A 15452-nucleotide genomic window follows, 5' to 3' on the forward strand; every position below is an offset into this window, starting at 1 on the left:
GGGACAGGCCGTACAGACCGCCCCAGGCGTAACACACCACCCCAAGCGGCGCGCCAATCGCCATGGCGCCGTAGGTGACAATCCCGTTCCAGGAGATCACCCGCCCGATGTGCGATGCGCCGACGACGCCCACGCCCCAGAGCGTGGAACCCGTACCTGCCAGGCTTTGCCCGATGCCCAGAATCACGCGGCCCAGGCACAGCAGCACCAGACTGACCAGCGGCCACTGGCTGGCGGGGGCCGCCAGAAAGTACCCCAGCCCGCTCAGAAAGCAGCCACACAGCCCCACGACTACAATGCTCTTCGGCCCAAACAGATCGGCGTAACGTCCCGCATGGGGGCGGCTTATCAACGTCGCAAAGTATTGCAGGCTAATGACCAGCCCCGCCCAGAAGGCGCTAAAGCCCATCACGTCGTGAACGTAGCCCGGCAGGATCGCCAGCGGCAGGCCAATCGTCAGATAGCTGGCGAAGTTAAAAATCACAACAGAAACAATGCGCAGATTGAGGCGCACTCCGCTCAGTGCCGGTTCGGCGGAAGGTTCGGGCATGGGTTTAACCTGGATTTTTGCAACAGTGTTTCACTATTACCATGAAGAGAGATGAAAATCAGCAGTGACTTTCAGAGTAACACCCCAGACGAAGGGGATCCGGCGCACTACAATAAACAAGCCCCCCGAAAAAGGAATTCGTATGATAGCCAGCCCGCCCGATAAAGCAGGACTTCACATTTTGTTAAAACTCGCCTGTCTGGTCGTGATCCTCGCAGGTATCCACGCTGCGGCTGATATCATCGTTCAGCTGTTACTGGCGCTCTTTTTTGCCATCGTGCTCAACCCGCTGGTAACCTGGTTTTTACGCCGCGGCGTCAGCCGCCCGGTGGCGATTACTATCGTCGTCATCGTCATGCTGATTGTTCTGACGGCGCTGTTTGGCGTACTGGCCGCCTCCCTGAGTGAATTCTCGACCATGCTGCCGCAATACAACAAAGCCCTCACCCGCAAGCTGGTTGATTTGCAGGAGATGATGCCGTTTATCAACCTGCATATTTCGCCAGAACGGATGCTGCGCCGGATGGATTCAGAGAAGGTGATGACCTACGCCACCACGCTGATGACCGGCCTTTCCGGCGCGATGGCCAGCATTCTGCTGCTGGTGATGACGGTGGTGTTTATGCTGTTCGAAGTCCGCCACGTGCCCTACAAACTGCGCTTTGCGCTGAACAATCCGCAAATTCACATTGCCGGTTTGCACCGCGCATTAAAGGGCGTCACCAAATATCTGGCGCTGAAAACGTTATTAAGCCTGTGGACCGGGATCATCGTCTGGCTGGGGCTGATGCTAATGGGCGTGCAGTTCGCGCTGATGTGGGGCGTGCTGGCGTTTCTGTTAAACTACGTGCCCAACATTGGCGCGGTGCTCTCCGCCGTGCCGCCCATGATCCAGGCCTTCCTGTTTAACGGGTTTTACGAATGCATGCTGGTCGGGGCGCTTTTCCTTGTCGTGCATATGGTGCTGGGGAATATTCTCGAGCCGCGCATGATGGGCCACCGGCTGGGCATGTCGACGCTGGTGGTGTTTTTATCGTTACTGATCTGGGGCTGGCTGCTGGGTCCCGTCGGAATGTTGCTGTCGGTACCGCTCACCAGCGTCTGTAAAATTTGGATGGAGACCACCAAAGGCGGCAGTAAACTCGCCATTCTGCTGGGTCCAGGTCGACCAAAAAGCCGGTTGCCGGGCTAATCGCAGGGAAAGGGCTAAAAGAGACGTTTATTCGCATGCGCGCCAACAACATTGTACGATGTGCGCAGCTCATCGCGCTTGCGAAGAATAAGTCACAGAAACAGGTTTATCGCGGACGCGCGTAGATGAAATTTACACTCTCAATTATCGACTGGCAGGCACGAGCGCCAGGACTGGGCGATGCCGCTGCGTGGCAGGACTGGTCACGCCAGTCTGACGCTATCGACCCCGCCGCGCCGCTGGCAAAACTGACCAACTTGCCGATGATGACCGCGCGCCGCCTCAACTCTGGCAGCAGGCTGGCGGTGGATATCGGCCTCGCGATGCTGCGAAAGCACCAGATTGACGCCGTCGTCTACAGCAGTCGCCACGGTGAACTGGAGCGCAATTACCGCATTCTGCAGGCGCTGGCGGCGGAAGAACCTGTTTCTCCCACGGATTTTGCCATGTCGGTCCACAATGCTGCCGTCGGGAATCTCACAATCGCCGCGCGTCAGCCGATTGTCTCCTCGTCGGTCTCCGCCGGTATGGATACCTTCCAGCAAGGTTTGTGTGAAGTATTAAGCCTGCTCCATGCGGGCTATTCCCGCGTGCTGCTGGTCGATTTTGACGGCGTCCTGCCTGCGTTTTATCACGCCGGGCTGCCGCCGCAGATGCCCGTCTGGCCGTATGCCCTGGCGCTGGTGATTGAAGCCGGCGATCTGCTCTGCTGCGAAACGCGTGGCGGAAGTGAAGGTGAAGAGCCCGCGCTGCCGCAAAGCCTCCAGTTCCTGCGCCATTACCTGAACGACGCGCCGCAATTTACCCTCTCTGGTGAACGTCTCCAGTGGCAATGGACGCGCAAATGAGCGGACTGACTTCGCGTCTCGACCGGTTATGGCGCATGACGATGACCGGATTCTGCTTCGCGCTGTTCGGCCTCGGCGGGCTGCTGCTGTCGCTGGTGTGGTTTAACCTGCTGCTGGTTATTCAGCGCGATCGCGCGAAGCGCCGCCAGCTGGCCCGCCGCAGCATTTCCGCCAGTTTTCGCCTGTTTCTCGCGGTGGTACGGTGGGTGGGTGTACTGGATTACCGCTTCAACAACCTCGACGTGCTGCGCGCGGAGCGCGGCTGTCTGGTGATAGCCAACCACCCTTCGCTACTGGACTACGTGTTCCTGGCGTCGGTCATGAACGAAACCGACTGCCTGGTGAAAAGCGCCCTACTGCGTAACCCGTTTGTCAGCGGGGTGATCCGCGCCGCGGATTATCTGATCAACAGCGAAGCTAAACCCCTGCTCTCCGCCAGCCAGCAGCGTCTGGCACAGGGCGATACGCTGCTCATATTCCCGGAAGGGACCCGCACGCGCGTTGGCAAAGCCATAACGCTGCAGCGCGGGGCGGCTAACATTGCCGTTCGCTGCAATAGCGCTGTGCGTGTGGTAGTGATCCACTGCAGCGAACGCATGCTGGATAAGCAAAGCAGCTGGTACAACGTTCCGCCCAACAAACCTTTTTTTACCGTGGATGTTCGCGAACGCATCAACATTCATGATTTTTACGATGCGAGCCAGCACGAACCTGCGCTGGCGGCAAGGCAGTTAAACCGGCATATGCAGCATCAGTTAACAACCGGTCTTCAATCTTTGTCAGGAACGAAAGATGCAAGCGCTCTATCTTGAAATTAAGAATCTCATTATCTCTACGCTGAATCTGGAAGAACTTACGCCAGAGGATATCGATACTGACGCCCCGCTGTTTGGCGACGGGCTGGGTCTGGACTCGATAGATGCCCTGGAGCTGGGGCTGGCTGTGAAAAATCAGTATGGCGTAGTGCTTTCTGCCGAAAGCGACGAGATGCGTCAGCACTTCTATTCCGTTGCCACGCTCGCGGCTTTTATCCATCAACAACGCGCCTGAGAATTTACCCGCTATGACTAACCAGGAAACGATTTATCAGGAAGTCTCTGCGCTTCTTATTACGCTGTTTGAAGTCGCCCCCGAGGACATCACCCCGGAAGCGCGCCTGTACGACGATCTGGATCTCGACAGCATTGATGCCGTTGACATGGTGGTTCACCTGCAGAAGAAGACCGGCCATAAAATCAAGCCTGACACCTTCAAAGCGGTGCGTACCGTCCAGGACGTGGTCGACGTTGTGGAACAGCTTCAGCGCGAAGCGTAACGTGCCTGCGATTCCATTCATCCCGATACTGACGGGGTTGATGCTGCTGGCATGGCCTTTTTTGATTGGCTTCGGGCTGGCAAACAACAATTTGCACGGGATACTGCCCGTGATAGCGCTTGTGCTGCTGTTGCGGGTATGGCAGGTGCGCCGTCAGAGCGGCCCTCTGCGCAACATGATCCTGGGCGTTGCCCTCACAGGCGTGGCGCTGTGCGCGGCGAGCTATGTGCTGCACGCTCACCAGTGGGTGTTGTTTTATCCGGTAGTCGTTAATCTGGTGATGCTGGTGGTGTTTGGCGGATCGCTGTGGACAACCATGCCGATGGTAGAACGATTTGCGCGGCTGCGTGAGCCCACTCTCTCGCCCACCGGCATCCGCTACACTCGCATCGTTACCCGGGTGTGGTGCGGCTTTTTTATCGGCAACGGCGCGATGGCGCTGTTTACCGTGTTGCACGCCGACATACGCCTGTGGACGCTGTGGAATGGCATGATTGCCTACATCCTGATGGGCACGCTGATGGCCTGCGAGTGGCTGGTGCGACAACGGGTAATGAAAAACGATGTGTATACCCTAAATAATTCGAGTTGCATGAAGGCGGCGACGCAGCGAATCCCCAGGAGCGTACATAAGTACGTGACTGGGGTGAGTGAGGAAAGCCAACGTACAGGCAACTTGAAGTATGACGGGTATAAACCGCTTCCGCTCAGCCAGTGGCTCAGTGCGCCCCGCCCTGACGATACGCCGATAGCCTGGCGCGACGATGGTGTCTGGACGCTCGGCGATCTGCGTCACGACGTGACGCAGCTGGTTAACACGCTGCGTCAGGAAGAGGGCGAGCGCTGGGCGCTGTGCGTTGAAAACGGCTATCTGTTTACGGTCGCCCTGCTGGCGACGCTGCACGCGGGTAAAACGCCCGTGCTACCCGGGCACAGCCGGGCTGCACAGCTTAACGAACAGCGGGACTTGTTCAGCGGCGTCCTGAGTGACACAGCGCTTGCCTTTGCAGGGCGACAGCGGTTGGTGGCCTCCACCCCGCGTACAGACAACGGCTTTTCCCCGCTGCCAGCCATAGACGATACGCGCGCCATCGAGCTTTTCACCTCCGGCTCCACCGGCGTGCCGCAGCGGGTGGTTAAGCCGATTATCAGTCTGGATCGCGAAGCCCGCTTGCTGGCGGAACAGTTTGGCGATCGCCTTGCGGGCTGCCATGTTGTCGCCTCCGTGGTGCTGCACCACCTGTATGGCCTGACGTTTCGTGTCGTCTTGCCCATGGCGCTCGGCCTGCCGTCACAGACCAACCTGCTCAACTACGCCGAGCAGCTCTCAGCCCTGCCCCACGACAAACGCTATCTTTTTATCAGCAGCCCGGCCTTCCTCAAGCGGCTGGATACGGCACTGACGCCGCCCCCCGTTGCCCTGCTCATTTCCGCAGGTGGCGTATTGCCCTGGCGGGATATCACCGCGTTTCAGGGTTGGCTCAACCTCTGGCCCGATGAAATCTACGGCAGTACCGAAACGGGGGTCATGGCCTGGCGTCACCGTCAGGATGAGACAACGCGCTGGCAGCCGTTTCCCGGCGTGACGTTTCACGACGGTCGCGTCACGTCGCCGCTGATCCACGAGCCGGAAGGCGTCGTGCTGGATGATAATTTACACTTCACGGCCGACGGGCAGTTCAGCATCGTTGGCCGCCGTGGGCGGGTGGTCAAAATCGAAGACAAACGCATTTCGCTCGATGAAATTGAGCAGCGGCTGCTGGCGCTGGACGGCATCTGCGACGCCGCCGCGCTGGCGGTGACGCGCGGGGGACGTCAGGCCATTGGCGTGCTGCTGGTGCTCAGTGACGACGCGCGAATGCACAGAGAAAGCGTGGGGAAAAATGCCCAGGAATCCGCCTGGCGCCGCGCCCTTCGCCCCTGCCTTGAACCGGTTGCCGTGCCCCGCTACTGGCGGATCGTCGATGAAATTCCGGTCAACAGCATGAACAAGCGTGTGACTGCGCAGCTACAGGAGTTATTTCATGAAGATCCATGAAATCGAACGCCGCCAGCCAGATGCGACGCATCTGGAGATCGACCTCTATCTGGATCCGGCCCTGCTCTGGTTTAAGGGGCATTTCGCCGTACAGCCCTTGCTCCCCGGCGTGGCGCAACTCGACTGGGTAATGGACTACGCCACCACGCTGCTGGCTCCGGGCTACCGTTTTCACAGCATTCAGAACGTGAAGTTCGCGGCCCCGCTGCTGCCGGAGAACAGGGTGACGCTGCTCCTGGCCTGGCAGCCCGAACGCCAGATGCTGACCTTCAGCTACCAGCGCCATGCCGGTGACGAACACCATACTGCCAGCAGCGGGAAGATTCGCCTATGTCAGTAACCTTCCGCCCCTGCGTGCTGATCCCGTGCTACAACCACGGGGCGATGATGGCCTCGGTGCTGGCGCGCCTCGCGCCCTTCGATCTACCCTGTCTGGTGGTGGACGACGGCAGCGATGAACCCACGCGCCGCACGCTTGACGATCTTGCTGCGCGCCATCCGCAGGTCACGCTGCTGCGGCTGGCAGAAAACAGCGGGAAAGGGGCGGCAGTCATGCAGGGTCTGCAAGCCTGCGCAGGGCGCGGCTTCACCCACGCGATTCAGGTGGACGCCGACGGTCAACACGCTATCGAAGACATTCCCAAACTGCTTGCGCTGGCGGAGCACCACCCTGAGGCGCTAATTTCCGGCAGGCCCGTTTACGATGACTCCATTCCCCGTTCGCGCCTGTACGGACGCTGGATAACACACGTCTGGGTGTGGATTGAAACCCTGTCGCTGCAGCTAAAAGACAGCATGTGCGGTTTTCGGGTCTACCCCATCGCGCCGGTGCTGCGGCTTGCCGCGCGCACGCCGCTCGGTAAACGGATGGATTTTGATACCGAAGTGATGGTGCGGCTCTACTGGCAGGGCAACACCAGCTATTTTCTGCCCACCCGCGTGACCTATCCGCCGGACGGGCTATCCCATTTCGATGCGCTAAAAGACAACCTGCGCATCTCGCTGATGCATACCCGCCTGTTCTTCGGCATGCTGCCGCGCATTCCCGCTCTGCTGATGCGCCGCCGCACGCAGCACTGGGCGCAGCAGCAGGAGGTGAAAGGCCTGTGGGGAATGCGTCTGATGCTGCGCGTCTGGCAGCTGCTGGGGCGTAACGCCTTTACCATCCTGCTGTGGCCGGTCACCGCCGTATACTGGCTGACCGCCCGTTCTGCGCGCCAGGCGTCACGGCAATGGCTGACGCGCGTAAAGCAGGTGATGGCGCAGCGGCAGATGCCTCAGCCTCCCCGCCTGCACAGCTTTTTCCACTTCCTGCGTTTTGGTCAGGCCATGCTCAACAAAGTGGCCAGCTGGCGCGGCGAAATGAAGCTCCATCGCGATCTGGTCTTTGCACCGGGTGCGCAGGCGGCGCTGGGTCTGAACGATCCGCAGGGCAAACTGCTGCTCGCCTCGCATCTTGGCGACGTGGAAGCCTGCCGGGCGCTGGCGCAGCGCGAAGGCGGGAAAACCATCAACGCGCTGGTCTTCAGCGATAACGCCAAACGTTTCAAACAGGTGATGGAAGAGATGGCCCCGCAGGCGGGCATTCACCTGATGCCCGTGACCGACATCGGCCCGGATACCGCCATCCTCATCAAAGAGAAGCTGGATCGCGGCGAATGGGTCGCCATTGTGGGCGACCGCATCGCCGTCACGCCGCAGCGCGGCGGCAGCTGGCGCGTGATATGGAGCGACTTTATGGGCCAGCCCGCGCCGTTCCCGCAGGGGCCGTTTATCCTGGCATCTATTTTGCGCTGCCCGGTGGTGCTGATTTTTGCCCTCTGCCAGCAGGGGAAACTGACCCTGCACTGCGAGCCCTTTGCCGACCCGCTGCTGCTGCCGCGCGGCGAACGCCAGCAGGCGCTGCAGCAGACCGTCGATCGCTATGCGCAGCGGCTGGAACATTACGCCCTCATGTCGCCGCTCGACTGGTTTAATTTTTTCGATTTCTGGCAGCTGCCAGAGGTCAACGAGAAGGAGTAAAGGGTGCTGACCGATCCCCGCTTTACGGCTGAAGTCGAGATCACCGTTCCGTTCCACGACGTCGATATGATGGGCGTGGTCTGGCACGGTAACTATTTCCGCTACTTTGAGATCGCCCGCGAGGCGCTGCTCAACCAGTTTAATTACGGCTACCGCCAGATGAAGGCCTCAGGCTACGTCTGGCCGGTGGTGGATACCCGCGTGAAATACCGCGACGCGGTGACCTTCGAGCAGCGCATCCGCGTGCGCGCCCACATTGAAGAATATGAAAACCGCCTGCGCATCGCCTATCAAATCTTCGACGCGCAAACCGGAAAACGCACCACCACTGGCTACACCATTCAGGTAGCGGTGGATGAAACCAGCCGGGAGATGTGCTTTGTCAGCCCGGCTATTCTGTTTGAACGTATGGGGATCGCGCCATGAAATGGACACCGCTTCTCGCCCTGCTGATTAGCCCGCTGGTCAGCGCGATGACGCTGGACGAACTGCAGCAGCGCTTTGCGGAACAGCCGGTGGTGCGCGCGCATTTCGAGCAAACCCGCACCATTAAGGACATGCCACAGCCGCTGCGCTCGCAGGGGGAGATGCTGATCGCCCGCGACAGCGGCCTGCTGTGGGATCAAAAAGCGCCGTTTCCGATGACGCTGCTGCTGGACGACAAGCGGATGGTGCAGATCGTTAACGGCCAACCGCCGCAAACCCTCACCGCCGACAATAATCCGCAGATGTTCCAGTTCAACCACCTGCTGCGGGCGCTGTTTCAGGCCGACCGCAAGGTGCTCGAAGAGAACTTCCGCATCGATTTTAAAGACCAGGGGGAAGGCCGCTGGTCGCTGGTGCTGACGCCTGTGACCACGCCGCTGGACAAGATTTTCGCCACCCTCGATTTGCGCGGTGCCGCGTACCTGGAATCGATTCGATTGAACGATAAGCAGGGCGACACAACCGATATCGCCCTGTCCCGCCACCAACTGACGCCCGCCAGCCTGACCGATGCCGAACGCCAACGCTTTGCCGCACCGTAAATCCCTGCGCCCGGCGCTGCTGTGGGCCACGGTATGCCTGATCCTGTTGGGCGTACTGCTTACGCTGCTGCCCGGCGCGCGGCTGAACAGCAGCGTGCTGGCGATGTTGCCGAAACAGACGCTCGGGGCGATCCCCCCGGCGCTCAATGATGGATTTATGCAGCGTCTCGACCGCCAGCTCGTCTGGCTGGTCAGCCCCGGCAAAAAGCCAGACCCGCGCGTGGCGCAGCAATGGCTGGAACTGCTGCAGCGCAGTCACGCGCTGAATGTGGTGAAAGGGCCAATGGACGCCGCCGGACAAAAAGCCTGGGGTGATTTCTTCTGGCAGCACCGTAACGGCCTGATCGATCCCGCCACCCGGGCGCGCCTGCAACACGGCGGGGACGCGCAGGCCCGGTGGATCCTGTCCCAGCTCTATTCCGCCTTTTCCGGCGTGAGCGGCAAGGAGCTGCAAAACGATCCGCTGATGCTGATGCGCGGCTCACAGCTCGCCCTCGCTCAAAACGGCCAGAAAATGCAGCTGATGGACGGCTGGCTGGTCACCAAAGATGACGCCGGAAACTACTGGTATCTGCTGCACGGCGAACTGGCGGGGTCGTCGTTCGATATGCAACAAACCCACCGGCTGGTCACCACCCTTAAGGCGCTGAAAGAGACGCTGAAAACGCACTACCCGCAGGCGCAGCTGCTCTCTCGCGGCACGGTGTTTTACAGCGATTATGCCAGCCAGCAGGCCAAACGGGATATTTCCACGCTCGGCGTCGCCACGGTGCTCGGGGTGATCCTGCTGATTGTGGTGGTGTTCCGCTCCGTGCGCCCGCTGCTGTTGAGCATGCTCTCCATTGCCATCGGCGCGCTGGCGGGCACGGTATTTACGCTGCTGCTGTTTGGCGAGCTGCACCTGATGACGCTGGTGATGAGCATGAGCATCATCGGTATTTCGGCAGATTATACGCTTTACTACCTCACGGAGCGGATGGTGCACGGCGCTGACGACTCGCCCTGGCAAAGCCTGTCGAAGGTACGCAATGCGCTGCTGCTGGCGTTGCTCACCACCGTCGTCGCCTACCTGATGATGATGCTGGCCCCCTTCCCCGGCATCCGCCAGATGGCGGTGTTTGCCGCGGCGGGGCTGAGCGCCTCGTGCCTGACGGTGATTTTCTGGCATCCGTGGTTGTGCCAAAGAATGCCGGTTCGCCCGATTCCCGCGAAAGATTTTTTGCTGCGCTGGCTGAACGCCTGGCGTAGCAGCAAAACCCTGTCCGTGGGGCTGCCGCTGGCGCTGGCGCTGATTTCCGCCATCGGGATAGGCAGCTTACGGGTCGACGACGATATCGCCCAGCTTCAGGCGCTGCCGAAAGACATTCTGGCACAGGAAAAAACCATTACCGCCCTGACCGGGCAGAGCGTCGACCAAAAGTGGTTTGTGGTGTACGGCGCGTCGGCTCAGCAAACGCTTGAGCGGCTGGAGGCCTTTACCCCGGCGCTGGCGCAGGCGCAAAAAGCGGGCGATATGGCCCACTGGCGCACCCTGCCGCTGAACTCGCTGGCGCGTCAGAAAAGCGATCTGCAGCTTCTGCACAACGCCGCGCCTGCGGTGACAACAATGTTGAAAAGCGCGGGGCTGAACAGCGTCACACCCAATCTGGACGCGATGCCGGTTAGCGTTGAGGCCTGGCTCGCCAGCCCGGTCAGCGAAGGCTGGCGGCTGCTGTGGCTGACGTTGCCCAACGGCGAAAGCGGCGTACTGGTCCCGGTGGATGGCGTGAAAAACAGCGCGGCGCTCGGCAAACTGGCGGCCAGCCATGAGGGCGTTGCCTGGGTCGACCGCAAAGCCAGCTTCGACAGCCTGTTTGCGCTCTACCGTTCGCTGCTGACGGGCTTACTGTTCGTGGCGCTGGCGGTGATTGCCTGCGGCGCGATGGTGCGCCTCGGCTGGCGCAAAGGAGCGATCAGCCTGGTGCCCTCCCTGCTCTCGCTCAGCTGCGGGCTGGCGGCGCTGGCCGTCGCGGGCCATCCGGTGAACCTGTTTTCGCTGCTGGCGCTGGTGCTGGTGCTCGGAATTGGCATCAACTACACGCTGTTTTTCAGCAACCCACGCGGAACGCCCCTGACCGCGATGCTGGCGATTACGCTTGCCATGATGACCACGCTGCTGACGCTGGGCATGCTGGTGTTCAGCACAACCCAGGCCATCAGCAGCTTTGGCATTGTGCTGGTGAGCGGTATTTTCACCGCCTTCCTGCTCGCCCCGCTGGCGATGCCGACGACGAAAGAGAGAATACGATGATCCGATTTTACCGCCTGGCGATATGTCTTCTGGCGCTGCTGCTGGCAGGGTGTAGCCATTCGCCGAACCGCGATGACGCGCGGCCCGAGGCCTGGCTCCAGCCGGGCACCCGCGTGACGCTGCCGCCGCCGGGTATCACCCCGGCAATGAGCTCGCAACAGCTGCTGACCGGCAGGTTCAACGGACACACTCAGTCGCTGCTGGTGATGCTGAATGCTGACGAGCATAAGGTAACGCTGGCCGGCCTCTCCTCCGTGGGGATCCGCCTGTTCCTCGCAACGTATGACAATACCGGTATCCATACCGAACAGTCGGTTGTGGCGCCGGAGCTGCCGCCCGCCAGCCAGGTACTGGCGGACGTGATGCTCAGCCACTGGCCGCTCAGCGCCTGGCAGCCGCAGTTGCCGAAAGGCTGGACGCTGAACGATACTGACAACAGACGCGAGCTGCGCAACCCCGACGGCAAGCTGGTCACGGAGATTGTCTACCTGCAACGCAAAGGCAAACGTGAGCCGATTAGCATCGAGCAGCATGTTTTTAACTACCACATCACCATTCAATATCTGGGTGACTGAGATGATCTACCTTTCTGCCGTTGGCATGGTCAACGCCCTGGGCAACTCGGCTGATGAGATTGCGGCAAATCTGACCGCAGGCGTTGCGCCGGGGATGCGTCACCGCGCAGGCTGGCTGCAGGGCGTGCCGGATGCGGTGCTGGGCGGCGTGGAGGGCGAGCTGCCGTCAATACCGGACCACCTGTCGGCGCATCGCAGCCGTAACAACCAGCTGTTACTGGCAGCGCTGGCGCAGATCCAGCCTGCCGTCGATGCGGCCATCGCGCGCGTGGGACGCGACCGTGTGGCGGTGGTGCTTGGCACCAGCACGTCCGGACTGGACGAAGGTGACACGTACGTGCGCCTCTCTCAGAACGGCGAGGACAGCCCGCAATGGCAATACCCGCAGCAGGAGCTGGGCGATCCGTCGCGCTTTCTCGCCAGCTGGCTTGAGCTGGACGGCCCGGCATATACCCTCTCGACCGCCTGCTCCTCCAGCGCACGGGCAATCATCAGCGGTTGTCGTTTGATCAACGCCGGGCTGGTGGATGTCGCCATTGTGGGCGGCGCCGACAGCCTGAGCCGCATGCCGGTTAACGGCTTTAACAGCCTGGAGTCCCTCTCGCCAACCCAGTGCGAACCCTTTGGCCGTGACCGCCGGGGGATCACCATTGGTGAAGCGGCGGCGCTGATGGTGCTAACCCGCGAGCCGGGAGAGATCGCGCTGCTGGGCGCGGGTGAATCCAGCGATGCGTATCATATTTCCGCGCCGCACCCGCAGGGTGAAGGGGCCATCCGCGCTATCACGCAGGCGCTGAACGAGGCGGGCATGACGGCGGATGATATCGGCTATATCAACCTTCACGGCACCGCCACGCCGCTTAACGATCGCATTGAGGCGCAGGTTATCCACGATCTGTTTGGCGAACGCGTGCCGTGCAGTTCCACCAAACATCTGACCGGCCACACGCTGGGCGCCGCCGGGATCACCGAGGCCGCGCTAAGCTGGCTGATCCTGACCCGCAACCTGCCGCTGCCGCCGCAGGATTTTTCCCGCTACGCGCAGGACGACACGCTGCCCGCCTGCGGACTGCTGCACGCACCTGCCCCGCTGAAAAAACCGGCGATCCTGTCGAACTCGTTCGCGTTTGGCGGCAACAACGCCAGCCTTCTGCTGGGGAGAGTGTGATGAAATATTTATCCCCCGCCGAGTACCTTCCTCACGACGCGCCCATGATGCTGCTGGAGACCGTCGAGAGCGTCACCGACAATGGCGCAGCGTGCAGCGTCACGGTGAGCGGGCACGGCGTGCTCGCCCCGTTTCTGAACGCCGACGGCGACCTGCCGGGCTGGTTTGCGCTGGAGCTGATGGCGCAGACCGTCGGCGTCTGGTCTGAGTGGCATCGCCTGCAAAAAGGGCTGCCGCACAGCCCGCTGGGCATGGTGCTGGGCGCGCGTGAACTGGTATGCACCGCAGGGCTGTTTATCGCAGGCACCACGCTGACTATCACCATCGAACGGCTGATGCAGGATGAACGCTTTGGCAGCTTCGAATGCGTCATCCACGCGGATAACGCCTCCCTTGCCACGGGCCGGGTGAACACCTTCCAGCCGAGCGAAGAACAATTAACATCACTTTTCAATCAGGGAACGCCATCATGAGATCCGTACTGGTCACCGGTGCCAGCAAAGGCATTGGCCGCGCTATTGCCCTTCAGCTTGCGGCTGACGGTTTCACCGTGGGCGTGCATTACCACCGCGATGCCGCTGGCGCACAGGAGACACTCGACGCGATTGTTCAGGCGGGCGGCACGGGCCGTTTACTCGCCTTCGACGTGGGCAACCGCGAGCAGTGCCGCACGGTGCTGGAACAGGAAATGGCTGACCACGGCGCATGGTATGGCGTGGTCAGTAACGCAGGCATCACCCGCGACGGCGCGTTTCCGGCGCTCAGCGAGGATGACTGGGACAGCGTAATCCACACCAATCTCGACAGTTTCTATAACGTTATCCATCCCTGCATTATGCCGATGATCGGCACCCGCAAGGGCGGGCGGATTATCACCCTATCGTCGGTTTCTGGCCTGATGGGCAACCGCGGGCAGGTGAACTACAGCGCCGCCAAAGCCGGGATTATCGGGGCCACCAAAGCGCTGGCCGTTGAGCTGGCGAAGCGCAAAATCACCGTGAACTGCATCGCGCCGGGGCTGATTGATACCGGCATGATCGAGATGGACGAGGCCGCGCTGAACGCGGCAATGTCGATGATCCCGATGCAGCGTATGGGCCACGCTGACGAAGTGGCCGGGCTGGCGAGCTACCTGATGTCAGACAAGGCGGGCTATGTGACGCGCCAGGTGATCTCGATTAACGGAGGTATGCTATGACGCGTCGCGTCGTGATTACCGGCATGGGCGGCATCACCGCGTTTGGCGAAGCGTGGCCGACCATTTCACGCCGCCTGCGCGGATATGAAAATGCGGTGCGCACCATGTCTGAATGGCAGGCGTATGACGGTCTGCAAACCCTGCTGGCCGCGCCCATTGAGGACTTCACCCTGCCGGATCACTACACCCGCAAGCGGATTCGGGCCATGGGTCGCGTGTCGCTGCTCTCTACCCGCGCCACCGAGCTGGCGCTGGAGCAGGCGGGCCTGATCGACGACGCCGTGCTGACCAGCGGTCAAACCGGCATCGCCTACGGCTCGTCGACGGGCAGCACCGGGCCGGTGAGCGAATTCGCGTCCATGCTTATGGAAAAGCACACCCATAACATCACCGGCACGACCTATGTGCAGATGATGCCGCACACTACCGCCGTCAATACGGGACTGTTCTTTGGCCTGCGCGGACGGGTGATCCCCACCTCGAGCGCCTGTACCTCCGGGAGCCAGGCGATTGGCTATGCGTGGGAGGCCATTCGTCATGGTTATCAAACCGTGATGGTGGCGGGCGGTGCGGAAGAGCTTTGCCCCTCGGAAGCCGCCGTTTTTGATACCCTCTTCGCCACCAGCCAGCGTAACGACGCACCCAAAACCACGCCGTCGCCTTTCGACAGCCAGCGCGACGGCCTGGTGATTGGCGAAGGTGCAGGCACCGTCATTCTGGAAGAGCTGGAGCACGCCAGAGCGCGCGGTGCGACAATTTACGGCGAGATTGTGGGATTTGCCACCAACTGCGATGCGGCCCATATCACCCAGCCCCAGCGTGAAACCATGCAGATTTGTATGGAACAGTCGCTGGCGATGGCGGGTCTGAGCCCTCAGGATATTGGCTACATTTCCGCCCACGGCACGGCGACCGATCGCGGGGACATCGCCGAGAGTCAGGCCACCGCCGCCATTTTCGGCGACAGCGTGCCCATTTCATCCCTGAAAAGCTATTTTGGCCACACGCTGGGCGCGTGCGGGGCGCTGGAAGCCTGGCTGAGCCTGGAGATGATGCGCGAAGGCTGGTTCATTCCAACGCTCAATTTAAGACAACCGGATGAGCAATGCGGCGCTTTAGATTATATTATGGGGGAAGCCCGTCAGATTGACTGTGAGTATCTGCAAAGCAATAACTTCGCATTCGGCGGCATCAATACTTCGATAATCATTAAACGCTGGGCGTAACT

At 61.0% G+C, this 15452-nt stretch carries 17 protein-coding genes; 16 read left to right on the forward strand and 1 reads right to left on the reverse strand.

What is annotated here, in order from left to right; translation table 11 throughout:
- Positions 1 to 550, reverse strand: a 550-nt coding sequence (locus tag ENTMO_RS26790) for an MFS transporter (RefSeq protein ID WP_010436534.1), incomplete at its 3' end; no start/stop codon positions are given.
- Positions 551 to 692: 142 nt separating this feature from the next.
- Between ENTMO_RS26790 and ENTMO_RS0122565 the strand changes: the two genes are divergently transcribed.
- The 16 genes from ENTMO_RS0122565 (at position 693) to ENTMO_RS0122645 (ending at position 15450) form a co-directional block, all read left to right on the forward strand.
- Entirely contained in the window at positions 693 to 1742 is a 1050-nt protein-coding gene (locus ENTMO_RS0122565) for an AI-2E family transporter (protein ID WP_010436537.1), read from the forward strand.
- A gap of 125 nt (positions 1743 to 1867) precedes the next feature.
- Entirely contained in the window at positions 1868 to 2590 is a 723-nt protein-coding gene (locus ENTMO_RS0122575; RefSeq protein WP_010436539.1) for a beta-ketoacyl synthase chain length factor, read from the forward strand.
- Positions 2587 to 3402: a lysophospholipid acyltransferase family protein gene (locus ENTMO_RS0122580; RefSeq protein WP_010436542.1), complete on the forward strand. Its 816-nt coding sequence runs from the start codon at positions 2587 to 2589 to the stop codon at positions 3400 to 3402. Before ENTMO_RS0122575 ends, ENTMO_RS0122580 begins: the two co-directional genes overlap by 4 nt.
- Complete coding sequence (locus ENTMO_RS0122585) at positions 3383 to 3640, forward strand: phosphopantetheine-binding protein (protein ID WP_010436544.1); 258 nt, start codon at positions 3383 to 3385, stop codon at positions 3638 to 3640. Before ENTMO_RS0122580 ends, ENTMO_RS0122585 begins: the two co-directional genes overlap by 20 nt.
- A 13-nt stretch (positions 3641 to 3653) precedes the next feature.
- The gene (locus tag ENTMO_RS0122590; RefSeq protein ID WP_010436547.1) at positions 3654 to 3905 is read left to right on the forward strand and encodes an acyl carrier protein; all 252 of its coding nucleotides are present in this window, start codon (positions 3654 to 3656) and stop codon (positions 3903 to 3905) included.
- A gap of 676 nt (positions 3906 to 4581) precedes the next feature.
- The gene (locus ENTMO_RS0122595) at positions 4582 to 5943 is read left to right on the forward strand and encodes a class I adenylate-forming enzyme family protein (protein WP_029485216.1); all 1362 of its coding nucleotides are present in this window, start codon (positions 4582 to 4584) and stop codon (positions 5941 to 5943) included.
- Complete coding sequence (locus tag ENTMO_RS0122600; RefSeq protein ID WP_010436553.1) at positions 5930 to 6283, forward strand: ApeI family dehydratase; 354 nt, start codon at positions 5930 to 5932, stop codon at positions 6281 to 6283. Before ENTMO_RS0122595 ends, ENTMO_RS0122600 begins: the two co-directional genes overlap by 14 nt.
- Positions 6274 to 7965 carry a glycosyltransferase family 2 protein gene (locus tag ENTMO_RS0122605; RefSeq protein ID WP_010436556.1) on the forward strand — a complete coding sequence of 564 codons (1692 nt, stop codon included), beginning with the start codon at positions 6274 to 6276 and terminating at the stop codon, positions 7963 to 7965. Before ENTMO_RS0122600 ends, ENTMO_RS0122605 begins: the two co-directional genes overlap by 10 nt.
- A 3-nt stretch (positions 7966 to 7968) precedes the next feature.
- Complete coding sequence (locus ENTMO_RS0122610) at positions 7969 to 8391, forward strand: acyl-CoA thioesterase (protein ID WP_010436558.1); 423 nt, start codon at positions 7969 to 7971, stop codon at positions 8389 to 8391.
- On the forward strand, positions 8388 to 8993 hold the full coding sequence (locus ENTMO_RS0122615; protein ID WP_010436561.1) for an outer membrane lipoprotein carrier protein LolA: 606 nt from the start codon (positions 8388 to 8390) through the stop codon (positions 8991 to 8993). Before ENTMO_RS0122610 ends, ENTMO_RS0122615 begins: the two co-directional genes overlap by 4 nt.
- The gene (locus ENTMO_RS0122620; protein WP_010436564.1) at positions 8962 to 11283 is read left to right on the forward strand and encodes an MMPL family transporter; all 2322 of its coding nucleotides are present in this window, start codon (positions 8962 to 8964) and stop codon (positions 11281 to 11283) included. Before ENTMO_RS0122615 ends, ENTMO_RS0122620 begins: the two co-directional genes overlap by 32 nt.
- Positions 11280 to 11858: a DUF3261 domain-containing protein gene (locus ENTMO_RS0122625; protein WP_010436566.1), complete on the forward strand. Its 579-nt coding sequence runs from the start codon at positions 11280 to 11282 to the stop codon at positions 11856 to 11858. Before ENTMO_RS0122620 ends, ENTMO_RS0122625 begins: the two co-directional genes overlap by 4 nt.
- Position 11859: 1 nt before the next feature.
- Positions 11860 to 13026, forward strand: coding sequence for a beta-ketoacyl-[acyl-carrier-protein] synthase family protein (locus tag ENTMO_RS0122630; RefSeq protein WP_010436568.1), 1167 nt, complete (start codon positions 11860 to 11862; stop codon positions 13024 to 13026).
- A complete protein-coding gene (locus ENTMO_RS0122635) occupies positions 13026 to 13499 on the forward strand; it encodes an ApeP family dehydratase (protein ID WP_010436571.1) in 474 nt (157 codons plus the stop codon). Before ENTMO_RS0122630 ends, ENTMO_RS0122635 begins: the two co-directional genes overlap by 1 nt.
- Entirely contained in the window at positions 13493 to 14224 is a 732-nt protein-coding gene (locus tag ENTMO_RS0122640) for a 3-ketoacyl-ACP reductase FabG2 (RefSeq protein WP_029485217.1), read from the forward strand. Before ENTMO_RS0122635 ends, ENTMO_RS0122640 begins: the two co-directional genes overlap by 7 nt.
- Positions 14221 to 15450 carry a beta-ketoacyl-ACP synthase gene (locus tag ENTMO_RS0122645; RefSeq protein WP_010436577.1) on the forward strand — a complete coding sequence of 410 codons (1230 nt, stop codon included), beginning with the start codon at positions 14221 to 14223 and terminating at the stop codon, positions 15448 to 15450. The genes ENTMO_RS0122640 and ENTMO_RS0122645 overlap by 4 nt, the downstream gene beginning before the upstream one ends.
- The last annotated feature ends 2 nt before the right edge of the window (positions 15451 to 15452 follow it).

It is taken from the genome of Enterobacter mori LMG 25706 (assembly GCF_000211415.1).
In the GTDB taxonomy this organism is placed as follows: domain Bacteria; phylum Pseudomonadota; class Gammaproteobacteria; order Enterobacterales; family Enterobacteriaceae; genus Enterobacter; species Enterobacter mori.